11 protein-coding genes are annotated in these 16,698 nt (G+C 36.5%); 6 read left to right on the top strand and 5 right to left on the bottom strand.

The genetic code is table 11. The features are described 5' to 3' along the window. The first annotated feature begins 132 nt into the window (after window positions 1–132). Together MWU65_RS10010 and MWU65_RS10005 are read left to right on the top strand one after the other, a co-directional pair. The gene (locus tag MWU65_RS10010; protein ID WP_247077533.1) at window positions 133–2,574 is read left to right on the top strand and encodes an FtsX-like permease family protein; all 2,442 of its coding nucleotides are present in this window, start codon (window positions 133–135) and stop codon (window positions 2,572–2,574) included. A gap of 180 nt (window positions 2,575–2,754) precedes the next feature. Then, window positions 2,755–3,417 carry an ABC transporter ATP-binding protein gene (locus MWU65_RS10005; RefSeq protein WP_247077532.1) on the top strand — a complete coding sequence of 221 codons (663 nt, stop codon included), beginning with the start codon at window positions 2,755–2,757 and terminating at the stop codon, window positions 3,415–3,417. Window positions 3,418–3,738: 321 nt separating this feature from the next. Here MWU65_RS10005 and MWU65_RS10000 read toward each other — a convergent pair whose 3' ends face one another. From MWU65_RS10000 to MWU65_RS09980, 5 genes are all read right to left on the bottom strand, one after another. After that, a complete protein-coding gene (locus MWU65_RS10000) occupies window positions 3,739–4,125 on the bottom strand; it encodes a hypothetical protein (protein WP_247077530.1) in 387 nt (128 codons plus the stop codon). Then, window positions 4,122–4,541, bottom strand: coding sequence for a GreA/GreB family elongation factor (locus MWU65_RS09995; protein WP_247077529.1), 420 nt, complete (start codon window positions 4,539–4,541; stop codon window positions 4,122–4,124). The genes MWU65_RS10000 and MWU65_RS09995 overlap by 4 nt, the downstream gene beginning before the upstream one ends. Before the next feature lie 17 nt (window positions 4,542–4,558). Further along, a complete protein-coding gene (locus MWU65_RS09990) occupies window positions 4,559–5,842 on the bottom strand; it encodes a Glu/Leu/Phe/Val dehydrogenase (protein WP_247077527.1) in 1,284 nt (427 codons plus the stop codon). A 576-nt stretch (window positions 5,843–6,418) separates the two neighbouring features. Further along, window positions 6,419–7,741 (bottom strand): sigma-54 dependent transcriptional regulator, encoded by a 1,323-nt coding sequence (locus tag MWU65_RS09985; protein ID WP_247077526.1) that lies wholly within the window; start codon window positions 7,739–7,741, stop codon window positions 6,419–6,421. A 4-nt stretch (window positions 7,742–7,745) separates the two neighbouring features. After that, window positions 7,746–8,864, bottom strand: coding sequence for a HAMP domain-containing sensor histidine kinase (locus MWU65_RS09980; RefSeq protein ID WP_348646031.1), 1,119 nt, complete (start codon window positions 8,862–8,864; stop codon window positions 7,746–7,748). A gap of 220 nt (window positions 8,865–9,084) precedes the next feature. On the opposite strand from MWU65_RS09980, the gene MWU65_RS09975 reads away from it, so the two are divergent. From MWU65_RS09975 to MWU65_RS09960, 4 genes are read left to right on the top strand one after another with little or no spacing between them, the layout of a single operon-like run. Further along, window positions 9,085–11,379, top strand: coding sequence for a PSD1 and planctomycete cytochrome C domain-containing protein (locus tag MWU65_RS09975; RefSeq protein ID WP_247077525.1), 2,295 nt, complete (start codon window positions 9,085–9,087; stop codon window positions 11,377–11,379). 23 nt (window positions 11,380–11,402) lie between these two features. Further along, window positions 11,403–13,745: a PSD1 and planctomycete cytochrome C domain-containing protein gene (locus MWU65_RS09970; protein ID WP_247077524.1), complete on the top strand. Its 2,343-nt coding sequence runs from the start codon at window positions 11,403–11,405 to the stop codon at window positions 13,743–13,745. A 4-nt stretch (window positions 13,746–13,749) separates the two neighbouring features. Further along, window positions 13,750–15,234: a DUF1501 domain-containing protein gene (locus MWU65_RS09965; RefSeq protein ID WP_247077522.1), complete on the top strand. Its 1,485-nt coding sequence runs from the start codon at window positions 13,750–13,752 to the stop codon at window positions 15,232–15,234. Then, window positions 15,234–16,685 carry a c-type cytochrome domain-containing protein gene (locus MWU65_RS09960; RefSeq protein ID WP_247077519.1) on the top strand — a complete coding sequence of 484 codons (1,452 nt, stop codon included), beginning with the start codon at window positions 15,234–15,236 and terminating at the stop codon, window positions 16,683–16,685. Before MWU65_RS09965 ends, MWU65_RS09960 begins: the two co-directional genes overlap by 1 nt. Window positions 16,686–16,698: the final 13 nt, after the last annotated feature.

Below are 16,698 nucleotides of genomic sequence, written 5' to 3'. Positions count from 1 at the left end.
AAGGAAGGATTAGGGGAGATGTAATTCTTCCCTAAATGAAGAAGATGAAGAAGATGAAGAAATAAAAACGGAGTATACAACCAATGAATACCCATCCTGTAGACGGGTTGAAAATGAAAAAAACGAATACTTATGATCAAAAATTATTTTAAAATAGCATTTAGGAATGTGTGGAACAACAAACTCTTTTCTCTAATTAAGATTAGTAGTTTGGCTATTGGACTTAGTGTATCCTTTGTAATTGGGATAATGGTATATTATGATTTTACCTTTGATACATTTCATCCCCATAAGGATCGTATTTATAGGGTAACCTCAGAATTTGTAACCCCAGATGGTAGTTTTTATAACCCTGGAGTAGCTGTTCCCTTGGGTGTTGCCTTACAAGAAGGTTTGCCCGGAATAGAAGCTACAGCCCCTTTTTTAACGGCTTACCCACTTCATGTAACCGTTAGTGAGAGCGACAAAAAATTTAAGAATCCAGAATTTGTAATCTATGCTGATGCAGGATATTTTAAAGTATTTAATTATTCTTGGTTAGCCGGTTCTACAGCGAATATACTGGCAAACCCTAATGAGGTGGTACTCACTGAAGCACGAGCGAAAAAGTATTTTCCAAACAAGGAGTTACATGAAATTATTGGTGGCTCGTTGGTGTATAATGATACAATACCCGTAACGGTAACGGGGGTTATTGCTAATTTTACAGAACGCACAGATTTAGTTTTTGAAGAGTTTATTTCTTTAAAAACGGCAAATCAGTCGGATATGACCAGCGCTGTAACTAGTAGTGATTGGAACAATACCAATTCCGCTTCTCAATTATTTATTAAAAGAAAACAGAACACTACGGCCAAAGATGTTCAAATGGCTTTGAACGAATTGGCAATTGAACATCAAGACCCCGAGGAGACAACCTATGGTAATAAACGTAATTTTTACATGCAACCACTCACGGAAATGCATTTTGATGAAAATTATTATACATTCGATTTTGACAACGAATCTGCTAGTAAGGCTGTATTAATTAGCTTGGCCTTTATAGCAGTTTTTTTACTGCTTTTAGGGTGTATCAATTTTATAAATTTAAACACGGCCCAGGCTACACAAAGAGCTAAAGAAATTGGAATTCGGAAGACCTTGGGTAGTTCTAGAACACAGCTTATTTTTCAGTTTTTAGGGGAAACCTTTTTGTTAACGGTATGTGCGGCCATTCTTTCTGTAGTATTATCCTACTGGCTCTTGCAGTTATTTGCAGATTTTACGCCTAGAGGATTAGATTTTCAACTTTTTTACGAGCCTGTAGTTAGTAGTAGTATTGTTGTATTGCTTTTAATGGTTACCATTCTGTCTGGGTTTTACCCTGCCTTGGTCTTGTCTCATTTTAAACCCATATCAGTTTTAAAAAATCAGATTGTTCCAGGGAACGATAAAACCTCTTTGCGTAAATACCTCACGGTGTTTCAGTTTGTAATTGCACAGGTATTTATAATTGCAACCGTCTTAGTAGGTAAACAAATTAACTATTTAATGACCAAGGATATGGGTTTTAAAACGGAAGCTATTGCTTCTGTTAGAATTCCTTGGAGCAACCCGGCCATAGAAAAAAAACAACGCCTACTCGCATATATTAAGGCGATGCCAGAAATAGCTACTACTAGCCTAGGACAGGATCCCCCAGCCTCCTTTAGTACAAGTGCTACCAATGCCAGTTATTATGGAGAGGAAAAAGAAGTGCATACAGAACTACAGTTGTTATTTGGTGATCAAGAGTATTTGGACTTATACGGTATAGAATTACTAGCCGGGCGCAAACAGCACAATGATAGTATTAAGGAGTATGTTATTAATGAAACCTATCTGAAGGTTTTAGGTTTTTCTGAGCCCGAAGAGGCCTTGGGAAAAATGATTAAAACAGGTTCTAAACAAGACCCTATTGTTGGGGTTATGAAAGATTTTAACCAACGTTCCCTAAAAGCGGAGATTAACCCATTGGCATTTATGGGAACAGGTGGAACCGATAGAAACTTTGGAACAATTCATTTTGTAGTACATAAAATAAGTAAAGAAAATATTTCAGAAATCATTAAAAAAGTAGAAGCGTCTTGGGCGGTTATTTACCCTGAGGATGAAATGAACCTTAGCTTTATGGATGATACCATAGCGAAGTTTTATGCGCAAGAATGTAAAACTGCGACCTTACTAAATTGGGCAACAGGTCTTGCCATATTAATAAGTTGTTTGGGTCTTTTAGGTTTGGTGGTTTATACAACGGAAAGGCGCACAAAAGAAATTGGAATTCGTAAGGTATTAGGAGCCACAATGCTGGAGTTAAATATGTTGCTAAGTAAAGAGTTTTTACTGTTGGTAGGCATTGCATTTATAATTGCCGTACCCATTGCTTGGTTTGGTATCGACTATTGGCTAAAAGATTTTTCAAATAAAACAACCGTAAGTTGGTGGGTATTTGCAGGAAGTGGTTTGGCAATGGTGGCTATAGCCTTGCTTATTATGAGTGTAAAAACCCTTGCAGCAGCACAGACAAATCCTATAAAAAGCTTACGAACAGAGTAAATTTCCCTCCTCTTGTACTGTGAATAGTTAAAGAAAGCAGAAATTATGAATGGAGCTTCCCTCCTATTAAGATAGGATTAAGGGCGGTGTAGAAGCGAAGAGTAAAGAAAAGAGAATATACAAAGATATAGGATGTGTATTTTTTGATAAAAAAACGAACAATACGAAACAATTAAAACTATGCTATTACAATTAAACAACATTTTTAAGTGGGTACAATCTGGAGGGCAGCGTGTCTTCTTACTAAAAGACATTAACCTAAAGGTAGAAGAAGGGGAATTTATTTCCATTATGGGGCCATCGGGTTCTGGAAAGTCCACATTACTGAATGTAATGGGTATGCTAGATGGTTTTAATGAAGGCGAATATAATTTTTTAGAGGAATCTGTGCACAGCTTAAAAGAAAAGCAACGTGCCAATTTGTACAAACAATACATAGGATTTGTTTTCCAAGCCTATCATTTATTGGATGAACTAACAGTATATGAGAACCTAGAAATGCCTTTGTTGTATAAAAAAGTAGGTTCTTCTGAACGCAAGGCCTTGGTAGCAGATATGTTAGATAAGTTTAATATTGTGGGCAAACAAAAGTTGTTTCCCAGTCAATTAAGTGGTGGGCAGCAACAATTGGTAGGGATTGCTAGAGCATTAATTTCTAGCCCAAAACTTATTTTAGCCGATGAACCAACAGGCAACCTTAACTCCAAGCAGGGAGAAGAAATTATGGAGATTTTTAAAGAACTTAACAATGAGGGTGTAACCATTATACAGGTAACCCATTCTGAAAAAAATGCGGAATACGGTTCTAGAATTATTAATTTATTGGACGGAAGAAAAGTCTAACTTTTGTTTAAGTTAAGTTCCTAAGTTTTACCTACTCGTATCTCCATAGGGCTACTGAGTCAACGGAATTTCTACTTTCTTACATTTGTCAAAGTATTCGTAGAACAAATTGATGAAACACAACCTTTCCAAGGCAGAGAGGTCTTTTGTGGCTTCACTTAAATAAAAAGATACCTCAGTTTTAATGCATGCAGGGTATAAAATAAAGAGCACAACAGCCCCCACTGTTGTGCTCAATCTAAACCTAAATGCAAAGTTTAGACATAAAAAGTTAGTCTTGGGTAAAACACATTTACTCCAAGTATTAGATGCGTATTGTAATTAGTTTGCTTTTAATAAAATCATAGACAGGGTTTTGGTTTTTACTGCCCTATATTTTTTTATATAATCAAGATAAGCCGTACGTAAAGCTTCATGATTGTCAATAAAAAAGGCATCGCACTCCATAGTATCACATTCTGTAGTCTTAGGAGTTACATTTTTATACCGATACAGCTGATCTAGCTTTGCTTTGTTTTCTTTCTTTAAGTCCGTTAACACTTCATAGGTGTTGTTGCTGAGTACCACCTTATCTTCAATCTCTAAAAGCAACTCTAGTTCTTCGTTAATAAATTCTAAATTATCTATCCAATTACTAAGTTCTATTTTGTCCTTCTTTTGCATGATATTGCTATCTTCCTCGTGGGTATAAAACAGATTAGAACTCATAACACCGTATTTACATCTACATAATCATTTTGTTGCTCCACATTAGAAACTGTAAGGGATTGTTCTCCAGATGGAAATTCCCATTGAAAAACATCATCTTTGGCATAGCCAATTACTGCGGTCCCCATAGGAGTTAGGATAGAAAGTTTGTTATTTTTAAGATCACTATCTGAAGGCTTAACCAATTGAAAGTTCTTTTGCCAGCCACTTTCTGAAGTAATGGTAACAATTGAATTAAACCGCACAACATCTGTAGGCATATCCTTCTCGTCCTTTACCGTAGCCGTTTTTAATTCATTATTTAACTTCATAATAGATTTTTTATAGGTAACGTCTTTGTGATACCCAGACAGGTTCATCAATTTTTTTAACATTACATATTCTTTTTTTTCAATAATTAAACCTCCGTATTTCATGTTCTATTTCTTTATTATTATGGGAAAATTCCTCTTTGAATGTATGCTTGCTCTAGTCTTTCTATCGCAATTGTAAATGCAGCAGTACGCATATCTAATTCTCTCTCTGTAGCCGTCTTCATTACTTTGTTAAAAGACTCTTTTAGTTTTTTATGCATTTTTTCCATGACTTCGTCCAACTGCCAAATTTCTCCGTTTCGGTTTTGTAGCCATTCAAAATAGCTACCAATAACGCCCCCTGAATTGCACAAAATGTCCGGAATAATTTCTATACCTTTTTCTAACAGTATTTTTTCTGCTTCTACGTCTGTTGGGCCGTTGGCTCCTTCTGCAATTAAAAATGCTTTAATATCATTGGCGTTATCAGCTGTAATTTGATTCCCTAAGGCAGCCGGCACACAAATATCACAGTCTAAGCCAAAGAAAGTTGATTGTGCTATGGGGGTAGCTCCCGAAAATCCAGCAATAGCACCCTTGTGTTCCATAGTGTGTTTAAATAAATCTTCTACACACATCCCTTTTGTATTCGCAATACTGCCAGATGCATCTTGAACACCAACTAAAATTGCACCTTCTTGGTCTAGAAAATGTGAGGTCCAATAACCTACATTGCCAAATCCTTGTACAATATATCTCTTATCCTTTAGGTCTATCTTTTTGTTTTCTGCCCAAAATTTTATATTTAAAAATACACCATAGCCCGTTGCTCTATCCCTGCCTTCAGAACCACCTGCACCTACAGGTTTTCCGGTAACCACATGCATATTTTTAGAACGTTCTGAGGGTGATTTTGTAGACATATAAGTGTCTAAAATCCAAGCCATTGTTTGTGGATTAGTATTTACATCAGGAGCAGGTATGTCTAATTCTGGCCCAATATTGTCTCCCAACGCATAGGTGAATCTTCGTGTAATTCGCTCTAATTCTGCTTGAGAGTATTTAGACGGGTCTAATTGTATGCCTCCTTTAGCACCTCCAAAGGGTAAGCCAGCCAAAGATGTTTTCCAAGTCATCCACATAGCCAAGGCCTTAGCGGCATCAATATCTACGGTAGGGTGATAGCGTAGCCCGCCTTTGTATGGACCAAGGGAGTTATTGTGCTGCACTCTATACCCTGTAAATACCTCAACATCTCCATTGTCCATTTTTACAGGAAAATGGACAACCAGTTCGTTGTTGGTGATACTCAGTATTTTTCTAATATTTGGATTGAGATTAATGAGATCTGCACTGTAATTAAATTGGCGCATAACATTATCTAGCATTCCTTGTTTTAACTTCTTCTGTTGTTTTATAACCATTTATTTTATTTTAGTACCAGAGGGTTCTGTTCGTAATTTTCTGTTTGTATTTTACGATCCATTGCCGTACTTAATACATGATAATATTCGCTACATGAGTGTATAAAACTCTTATTCGTTGTTAATACACAAAAAGAAATATTTATACAGGTAGAGCATAAACTTTTAGCATAGTGTTCCATCCTTGTTTTTTTTATAATTCTTGATGTCAGAAAAAAAATCTACTCGACTTTTAAAAATCTGGTAGTCAACCAATAGTAAAGCCAAGTAGACAAATCAACCAACAATATGAGTCAACATTTTATTATCTTTTCTAAATATTTTAATTTATGTTTTGTTTGTATTTGTTCATTTCATCTTCTTGTTTTACAAATACATTGCTTACACTTAGTACCAGTGCATTCATTTTAAATGTTATAATTCAAGAATGAAAGGCAAGTAGTGTGCCTAATTTGAGTTATTTTCACAAAAACGATAGAATACATTAAAAATCAATAGGTTATGATTAAATGTAGACTAGAAAGAATTAATTAAATAGGGTAAAAATTACCCAATAGAGTAAAAATTACCCGCTTTTTATTTTAGTTTTTGCCGAAGTGTTTTACGGTCTATTTGAAGAATTTCCGCTGCTTTGGTTTTATTATCACCTGAGGCAGCAAGTACTTTTATTATATACTCTTTTTCCATTTCCTGTAAAGTCAAGAAAGAGCGTTCAGGAAAATCTATTTTGTATTTTAGGTAGTCTGGAAAACTTTGGATGTCAATTTTTCCATCACTCATAATCACGGCACTTTGAATCACATTTTCTAACTCTCTTATGTTGCCTGGCCAATTATGCCTTTGTAACATTTGTACAGCATCATCAGTGATTTGCAATAGCCTTTCTTTGTATTCTACCCCATATTTTCTGATGAAACGTGCTACCAGTAAAGGAATGTCAGATTTCCGATCTCTAAGCGGAGGCACATGAATTTGCACCACGGTTAAACGATAGTATAAATCTTCTCGAAAACTTTTGTCGGCAACACTTTCAATGAGGTTGCTATTGGTTGCAGCTATTATGCGTACATCAATTTTTTCTACTTTTTGAGAACCTATTTTGGTTATCTGTTTTTCTTGAAGAGCTCTTAAAAGTTTTGTTTGTACAGCTATTGATGCGTTTCCTATTTCATCTAAAAATAAGGTGCCATTATTTGCCGCTTGAAAAAAACCATTTCTATTTTCATTGGCTCCCGTAAAAGCACCCTTGGAATACCCAAATAATTCAGCCTCTAATAAGTTTTCTGGTATTGCAGCACAGTTTACAGCAATAAATGGTCCGCGAGCAAATTTTCCAGAATAATGTATCGCCCTAGCAACTAATTCCTTTCCGGTACCGCTCTCACCCTCTATAAGAATGGTTGCCTTATTATCCTTTACCCGTTCTATAATATCAGTAATTTTTTGAAAAGCTTCCGAGGCACCAATCATGTCCTCATAACGGTTTCTTTTCGTTGCGGGAAGTTGAATTGCTTTTTTGCGTTTGGTAGTACTCGCTATAGATTTGGTGACCGCTTGCTTTAATTCTTCTTTGGTAAAAGGTTTTGTTAAATAATCTGTTGCGCCAGATTTTATAACGCTCATGGCATTATCAACCGAGGGGTATCCTGTAATTACTAATTTGGGAATGTTTGGGTAATGTTCTGCTGTATATTTTAAGAGCTGTAAACCATCTATTTCTGGCATTTGAATGTCAGAAATTAAAAGATCTATAGTAGAGTCTTTTAAAACGTATAAAGCCTGCTTTACAGAAACTGCCTTGTATATATGGTAGTTTAATGATTGCAAATGGCGTTGCAGCAATTCTAGAATATGAATGTCATCATCAACTATTAATATATTTTCTTTTTGTAAGCCCATCAATTTATAATTTAGAAAAGGTAACTGTAAAAATAGTACCTTTAGGAGTATTGCAACTATGTGTAATAGTGCCTTTGTGACTTTTAACTATTCCATGTACCACACTAAGGCCAAGACCTGAGCCATCACCAATAGGTTTTGTGGTAAAAAAGGGTTCAAAAATTTTATCTCCAATTTTATCCTTTATCCCAGGACCTTCATCTGAGATGCTAATTTCCACTTCCTGTTGTCTATCCGCTACTTCTAAAACTATTGTACCTCCTTCAGGGGAAAAATAAACGGCATTCATCACTAAATTAAACAATACTTGAGTGAGTTGTATTCCATCAATTTTTAAGGCTATATCTTCATTAGTGGTCGCAAATTTATAGGTTATATTTTTAGTTTTTAGGATGGGATTTAACAATTCAATCGCTTCTTTAATCGTCGGAATTATTTTTACAACTTTTTTTTGTTGGGGCATTTCACAGGCAAAAAACATTAATTTTTTTACAACTTCTCTAGAATAAATAGCACTGTTTATAATTTTGTCTACATCTTTCGCTGCTTGTTTGTCATGTTTGTTTCGGTCCTTTAAAAGCTCAGCAAAGCCTAAAATATTAGCCAAAGGAGTGTTTAATTCGTGGGCAATACCCGCAGTAATTTCGCCCAGAATTCGGAGTCTATCAGCCTGTTCTACCTGTCTTTTAATAAGAATTTCATTTTCTTTAATTTCTTTTCGTTCTAATAAATTACCAACCTCTAAAGCTACATTGTCTAGCAACTGCTTTTCTTCTTCTAAAAAGTCTCCTAGCATGTATTTACTTGCCGGATAACCCACTTTTAGTTCGCCCTTATTTTTATTGAAAACAGTAATGGTAGAGGTTATAAAAATATAGTCTTTATGTTCTTTTTTTGTTTCAATATAATAAGATTCTGTTGCTAATACTGCCTGAGTGTCGTTGCCGTATTGCCATGCTTTCTTTAGACAAGAAACAATGGCTTGTAAACCTACTTCTATTTCATTGTAATCGCAGTTTACAATGATAGAGGTAACCTCATACAAACAAGTAAGTTCTTTTATTCGTTCTTTTAGTTTATCCTCTACACTAGCCATATTTTCTAAAAAAGAGATTTGTTTCAATGAAAAGTAAAGTTCTTAATTTTTATGAGAATCTAAAGACAAATGTGATAAGTTTTATCGCTATTTAATCATCTAAAAGACAAAATAGCAATAGTTTATGTATAAAACCTTGTAGTTGGTATTTATTGAATTGTGTAATTTTATAATATAGTAATTGAAGTTTATATTCACTATGTATACAAGGCAGAGGATCCTCTTAGTATTTGTTTTAGTTCTTTCAATGGTCCTCATTTGGGGCCTAAGTAAGGGGGTGTTTGCTTCAACTACTGAAAATTATGCAGATGTAAAGCTTCCAGATATAGTTAGTTATAATTTTGATATTAAGCCCATCTTATCCGATAAGTGTTATACCTGCCATGGCCCGGACGTAAATGAACGCAAAGCAGGGTTGCGATTAGACCAAGAAGAAGATGCCTTTAAGGAGCTTTCCGTGACTGCAGGAAAGTATGCCTTCGTTAAAGGAAATCCTTTAAAGAGTGAAGCATACCTCAGGATGGTAACCGATAATAATGATGACCTTATGCCGCCATCAGAATCCCAATTACATCTAACTACACACGAAAAGGAATTAATAAAAAAATGGATTGTACAAGGGGCTACTTATGAAAAACATTGGGCATTTATTCCTCCTAAAAAAATACAACTCACAGCTAAAACTGCAAAAGAATGGGAGCAAAATGAGATTGATGGTTTTGTATTGCAAAAAATAATAGATAACAATCTTAAGCCATCACCAAAAGCTTCCAAAGAGACCTTGGTAAGAAGAATTAGCCTAGACCTTACGGGCTTACCTCCAAAATCGGAAATGGTCAAAGATTTTTTAGCAGATACTTCTAATGAGGCCATAGAAACCCTAGTAGACAAACTTATGGCACTGCCCAGTTATGGTGAAAAAATGGCGCAAGCATGGTTAGACGTGGCGCGCTATGCAGATTCACATGGGTATCAAGATGATAATTATAGGAGCATGTGGCCTTGGAGAGATTGGGCCATACATGCTTTTAATAAAAACATGCCCTATGATGAATTTTTAATAAAACAATTGGCAGGAGACCTATTGCCCAATGCAAGTAAGGAAGACGTATTGGCAACAGGCTTTAATAGAAATCACCCCATTACGCAAGAAGGTGGTGTAATACTAGAAGAATACAGATCTTACTATGTGTCAGATAGGGCAAATACGCTCGGGAAAGGTGTTTTGGGAATGACCCTTGAATGTGCAAAATGTCATGACCATAAATACGACCAGTTATCGCATAAAAATTATTTTGAAATGTATGCTTTTTTTAATAATGTAAAAGAAGTTGGCTTTGAAATGGGTGTCGGGAGGGCTACAAGATTAAAACACTATGCCGATAATCCTTACATCACTATTTCCGATGAGGATGCAGAAGGGGTGTTGTCATTTATCAATAGAAAAGAAGGTACAAGTGTAAATGTAATGGTGATGAACGATTCTTTGCCAAGAGATGCCTTTATCTTTAATAGAGGTGAATACGATGATCATGGGGAACAGGTTTACCCCAATACACCAGAGGCTATCCTTCCTTTTTCAGATGCCTTGCCAAAAAATAGATTGGGGCTAGCACAATGGGTAATAGACCCTAATAACCCACTTACTTCCAGAGTTTTTGTAAACAGAATTTGGGCCAGCATTTTTGGTAGAGGCCTTGTAGAAACCTTGGGCGATTTTGGGGTGCAAGGAAGTTTGCCAACACATCCAGCATTATTAGATTGGTTGGCTAAAGATTTTATGGAAAATGAATGGGATATACAAAACCTTCTAAAAAAAATATTGCTGTCTGCTACCTATCAACAAAGCTCCGTTGCAACCGAAGAACGAAAAGCAACTGACCCTGAAAATTTACTTTTGGCAAGAGCGGGTAGGTTTAGAATGAGTGGGGAAATGATTCGAGACTATATATTAACCACCAGTGGATTACTACATACAGAAATTGGTGGTCCCAGTGTGCGGCCGTATCAACCTGATGGCTTGTGGAAAGAAACAACTTCAGGAAGTGGAATCTTAGCCAAATATGTAGCAGATAAAGGTGATAAACTATATAGGAGATCTTTGTATACGTTTTGGAAAAGAACCTCCCCGCCGCCCGGAATGACTATTTTTGATGCACCAACTAGAGATTATTGTGAGGTGAATCGTCAAAAAACAAATACACCTCTACAAGCACTGGCCTTGCAAAATGATGTTCAAATGCTGGAGGCAGCTAGGGTATTGGCACAAAATACATTAGCCAACTCAGCCCATGATGACCAGCTTGTACAAACTATTTTTAAGGCTATTTTAATTAGAACTCCTAAAATAGAAGAGCTAAAAGTATTGGAAAATTACTACCTTGATGCAAAAATTAAGTTTGGTAAGGAGAAAGAGAATGCTGAGAAACTAGTAAGCATTGGAAGCTTTAAAAAACCTGAAACAGATCCTGTTAAAACCGCAGCTTTAATGTTAACTGCACAGGTAATTTATAACCTAGACGAAACAATCACAAAAGAATAGTAGCATTGTATATATATCAAGAGATGAAACAAAAAATTATTTTAGGCGGAATTTTGGTGCTATTAACCGCATTGCTTTGGACAATTAACAAAGGCGTGTTTGCTAATTCAAACGAAACCTATGTTCAGGTTAAAATACCAGCTGTAATTGATTATAATTTTGACATTAAACCCATTTTATCAGATAAGTGTTATGCCTGTCATGGTCCCGACGCCAATGAGCGCAAAGCCGGTTTGCGATTAGATTTGGAAGACAAGGCTTTCCTAGAATTACCAGAAAATCCTGGGAAATATGCCTTGGTAAAGGGAAATTCATCTAAAAGTGAGCTGTACCAACGAATCATTACGGACAATACTGATGCTGTAATGCCTCCTGCAGATTCGCAATTGCATTTAACGACACACGAAAAAAAATTGATTAAAAAATGGATAGAACAGGGCGCCAAGTATGAAAAGCATTGGGCGTTTCTATCACCAGTAAAGTCACAGCTTCCCAAAGTAAAGCAAGAAGTTTGGATACAAAACGAGATTGATGCTTTTATACTGGAAAAAATAGAGGATAAAGAATTACGGCCCTCGCAAAAGGCAAGCAAAGAAACATTGGCACGAAGAATTAGTTTGGATCTAACAGGTTTGCCACCAAACACAGCAATAGTAGAAGGGTTTTTGAACGACAATTCTAATACGGCAATAGCCAATCTTATCGATCAACTAATGGCTTTACCAACCTATGGTGAAAGAATGGCGCAAGAGTGGTTAGATGTGTCGCGCTATGCAGATTCTCATGGGTACCAAGACGATAGTTATAGGAGTATGTGGCCATGGAGAGATTGGGTTATTCACGCCTTTAACACCAATCTGCCATATGATGAATTTTTAACAAAGCAATTGGCCGGGGATTTACTTCCCAATGCCAACAAGGAAGATGTTTTGGCAACAGGTTTTAATAGGAACCACCCTATCACACAAGAAGGAGGTGTTATTCAAGAAGAATATAGATCCTATTATGTGGTTGATCGTACCAATACCTTGGGAAAGGGTATTTTAGGATTAACCTTGGAATGTGCTAAATGTCACGATCATAAATACGATCAATTGTCTCAAAAAGAGTATTTTGAAATGTATGCTTTTTTTAACAATGTTAAGGAGCAAGGTCTTCGAATGGATGCAGTACAAGCTGCAAATCAGAAATATTTTGCAGATGCTCCTTTTATGACCATTTCTGATGTGGATACTACGGGAGTACTGTCGTTTATAAATAAAAAGGGAGTGGAAGCTGTAAATGTAATGGTTATGAACGATTCGGTTCCTCGAGAGGCTTTTATTTTTAACAGAGGAGAATATGATGATCATGGCGAACAGGTGTATCCAAACACACCCAAAACAATTCTTCCATTTGCAGATGACTTACCAAGAAATAGATTGGGACTGGCCCAATGGGTCACTTCAGAAAAAAACCCATTAACGGCGCGCGTTTTTGTAAACCGAGTTTGGGGGATGTTGTTTGGCAACGGGCTTGTAGTCACTGCTGAAGATTTTGGGGTGCAAGGTAGTTTGCCCACACACCCAGAATTGCTAGATTGGTTATCGAAAGACTTTATGGAGCACAATTGGGATATAAAGTATCTTATAAAGAAGATTGTACTTTCTGCAACCTATCAACAAAGTTCAGTTGCAACCACAGAATTAAAGGCCGCAGATCCGGAAAATATACTTTTGGCAAGAGCACCTAGGTTTCGAATGAGTGGAGAAATGATTCGGGATTATGTGCTAGCCACTAGTAATTTATTGAATAGAGAAATTGGAGGACCAAGTGTACGCCCCTACCAGCCAAAAGGACTGTGGGAAGAAACAAACGCTGGAGGTAATAGAGGGGTCTTAACAAAATATGTAGAAGACAGTGGCGATAGTCTATACCGAAGGTCTATTTATACGATATGGAAACGAACCTTACCACCACCAGGGATGACTATTTTTGATGCCCCAAACAGGGATTATTGTGAAGTAAGGCGACAGAAAACAAATACACCCTTACAAGCGCTAGCGCTTCAAAATGATGTGCAAATGTTGGAAGCAGCTCGAGTTTTAGCACAAAATACCCTGGTAGACGCTAAAAATGATGTTGAGGTTGTCAATGCTGTTTTTAAAAATATTTTAATTCGATCCCCTAAAGAAGATGAATTAAAAGTCTTGGAAGATTATTATAACAACGCCAAGACAAGACTTGCTTCCGAAGAAGAAAATGCAGAAAAATTAGTGGCTATAGGCCATTTTAATAGGCTCAAAACAGACCCTGTGAAAACAGCAGCTTTAATGTTAACCGCCCAGGTGATCTACAACCTTGACGAAACCATAACTAAAGAATAATAGCATGGAAAAAGAAAAAAAATCTGAGGAAACAGGAAAACCATCGGATTCTGAAAATCCATTAAAAGTAAATAGAAGACACTTTTTTTCTCAATTAAGTGTCGGGATTGGGTCATTGGCTCTGGGGTCATTATTGATTCCTGATTTACTCAAAGGAAAGGGAGATGAGCTGTTAGGACAAGAACTAGGCATTCCAAATTTTGCTCCAAAAGCAAAACGGATTATCTATTTGTTTCAGTCAGGCGCTCCTTCACAATTAGAGTCTTTTGATTATAAGCCAACCTTAGATAAACGGCAGGGGGAAGACTTGCCAGAATCTATTCGCAACGGTCAGCGCTTAACGGGAATGACCTCGGGTCAAAGCAAATTTCCGCTCATGCCTTCTGCAGTTAAATTTAACCAATATGGTGAAAGCGGGGCTTGGGTAAGTGATTTTTTCCCACATATAGCTAAGGTGGCCGATGAACTCTGTTTTGTAAAAAGCATGCATACCGAAGCAATTAACCACGATCCTGCTATTACTTTTTTTCAAACTGGGAGTCAACAATCAGGAAGGCCTAGTATGGGATCTTGGATGAGCTATGGTTTGGGAAGTGAAAATAAAAATTTGCCCTCTTTTGTAGTGTTAACATCAAGGGGGAAAGGAAATAGTCAAGGGTTGTACTCGAAATTATGGTCTAGTGGATTTTTAGATTCCAAACACCAAGGGGTATTATTGCGATCAGGGAAAGACCCCGTTTTATATTTAAATGATCCAGACGGATTATCGCGTTCAGATAAAAGGCATTTATTAGATAAAGTGTCTTCCTTGAATAAAATACATCATGTAGAAACTGGGGATGATGAAATAGAATCCAGAATTGCACAATATGAAATGGCATATCGTATGCAAATGTCCGTTCCTGATGTGATGGATATAAAAAAAGAACCTGAATCCATAATTAAATTATATGGCGAAGATTGTCAAGTTCCAGGTACTTATGCTGCTAATGCATTGCAAGCGAGAAGATTGGCAGAGAGTGGTGTGCGTTTTATTCAATTGTATCACCAAGGGTGGGATCAACATGGCGGTTTACCTCACGAAATGGCGGGACAAGCAAAAGATGTAGATCAGGCATCGGCAGCATTAATATTAGACCTAAAACAACGAGGTATGCTCGAGGATACTTTAGTGGTATGGGGTGGGGAGTTTGGAAGAACCAATTATTGCCAAGGTAAATTTGACCTTAAAAATTATGGTAGAGACCACCACCCAAGAGCATTTAGTATTTGGATGGCTGGTGGCGGTATAAAACCGGGTATCACCTATGGTAAAACAGATGAATTTGGATATAATGTTGTGGAAAACCCTGTGCATGTAAATGATTTTCATGCTACCCTAATGCATGCCATGGGAATAAACCATGAGGAACTTACCTATAAATATCAAGGGCGAAGGTTTAGGTTAACTGATGTTGCAGGCAACGTTGTAAAAGATATATTGACATAATGAAGTATAATACCAATATAAAACCATGGGTTGGCTACCTTATTCTTGGACTTACCGTATTTCTAATTTTTTGTTTAATTTTTGAATCCAGCATTCAGCTGCCCAACTTAATTGCTTGGTTAGGCCGTTGGCATCCTTTGGTGCTTCATTTCCCTATTGTATTGCTGCTAGTAGCCATTTTTTTGGGATTAACGAATAACAAAATTCCCAAATTATTGTTGGTTGTAGCTACATTATCGGCCTTAGTAACCGCAATAAGTGGTTTTATGTTGGCTGTAGATGCCACCGAAAAGGGAGAATTATTAATCTTGCACCAACGTTTGGGATCAGCAGTTGCATTTTTAGCCGTTCTGTGGTATTTGTTGGTTACTTTAAATCTAGCAAGAACAATCTTAATTAAAGTGTTGCAGCTTGTATTAGGTATTGTTATCTTTTTTGCAGGCCATTATGGGGGCATGGTTACCCATGGAGAAGATTTTTTAGCCCTTCCAACAATAGGAAAAAAATCGCTTATAATTCCTGAAAACCCTTTAATTTATGCACATATAGTTCAGCCTATATTAGATGATAAATGTATCTCATGCCATAATGGAAATAAGAAAAAAGGAGAGTTGTTGCTAACCAATTTTAAGGAAATTAAAAAAGGAGGAGAGAATGGGGAAATTATTGACGAAACGAATTACAAGAATAGCACGATACTTAAATTAGTACACCTTCCCTTAGACGATGAAAACCATATGCCGCCCGAAGGGAAACCACAATTAAGTACAAGTGAAATACAAATTTTAGAACGATGGATTGCACTTGGTGCTAATGATACGCTACAGTTAAGTCATTTAAACAGTGATGAAACACTGGTTGGCCTTGTGCGTAAACTTCAGCAACCAACAATTCAAAAAGATTGGTCTAATTTACCAGAGGTTGATGATGAGGTGGTGAATAAATCAAATTCAAATTATGTCAACATTGCTAGATTTGCAAACCAATCTAAGGCTTTAAATGTCATTGTATTTAAATCTCCCACCTATAGCGACTCTATTTTTATGGATTTAGAACCTATCGCCAAAAATATTGTGCAGCTAGACCTTAGTGCACTTCCATTAGGAGAACAGGCTGTAAGTTTTATCGCTAAATGTGTTAATTTAGAATGGTTAGAAGTAGATAAAACTCCATTTACAGACGAGCATTTAGAAAGTTTAAAAGGCCTTAAAAAGCTAGAAATAATTAAAGCTTATGATACAGAAATCACCGATAAGAGTTTAGTAGTTTTTAAAAATTTTAAAAATTTAAAAAAAATGTATGTTGCACAAACGAGCATAACAGCGACAGCCTTGGATGCGTTTAAAAAGGAGCATCAAAATATTGGGGTAGATGCGGGTATAAATCCAAGTTTAGAAACCTTTTTTGTAGTAAAGGAAAAGGATACAGTTGTAGTTAAAGATGAAAAATAGGTATAGCAGCTTT

It is taken from the genome of Cellulophaga sp. F20128, assembly GCF_023015805.1.
In the GTDB taxonomy this organism is placed as follows: domain Bacteria; phylum Bacteroidota; class Bacteroidia; order Flavobacteriales; family Flavobacteriaceae; genus Cellulophaga.
Note: the sequence above shows the minus strand (reverse complement) of the source record. Positions and strands in the feature narration are given on the sequence as shown.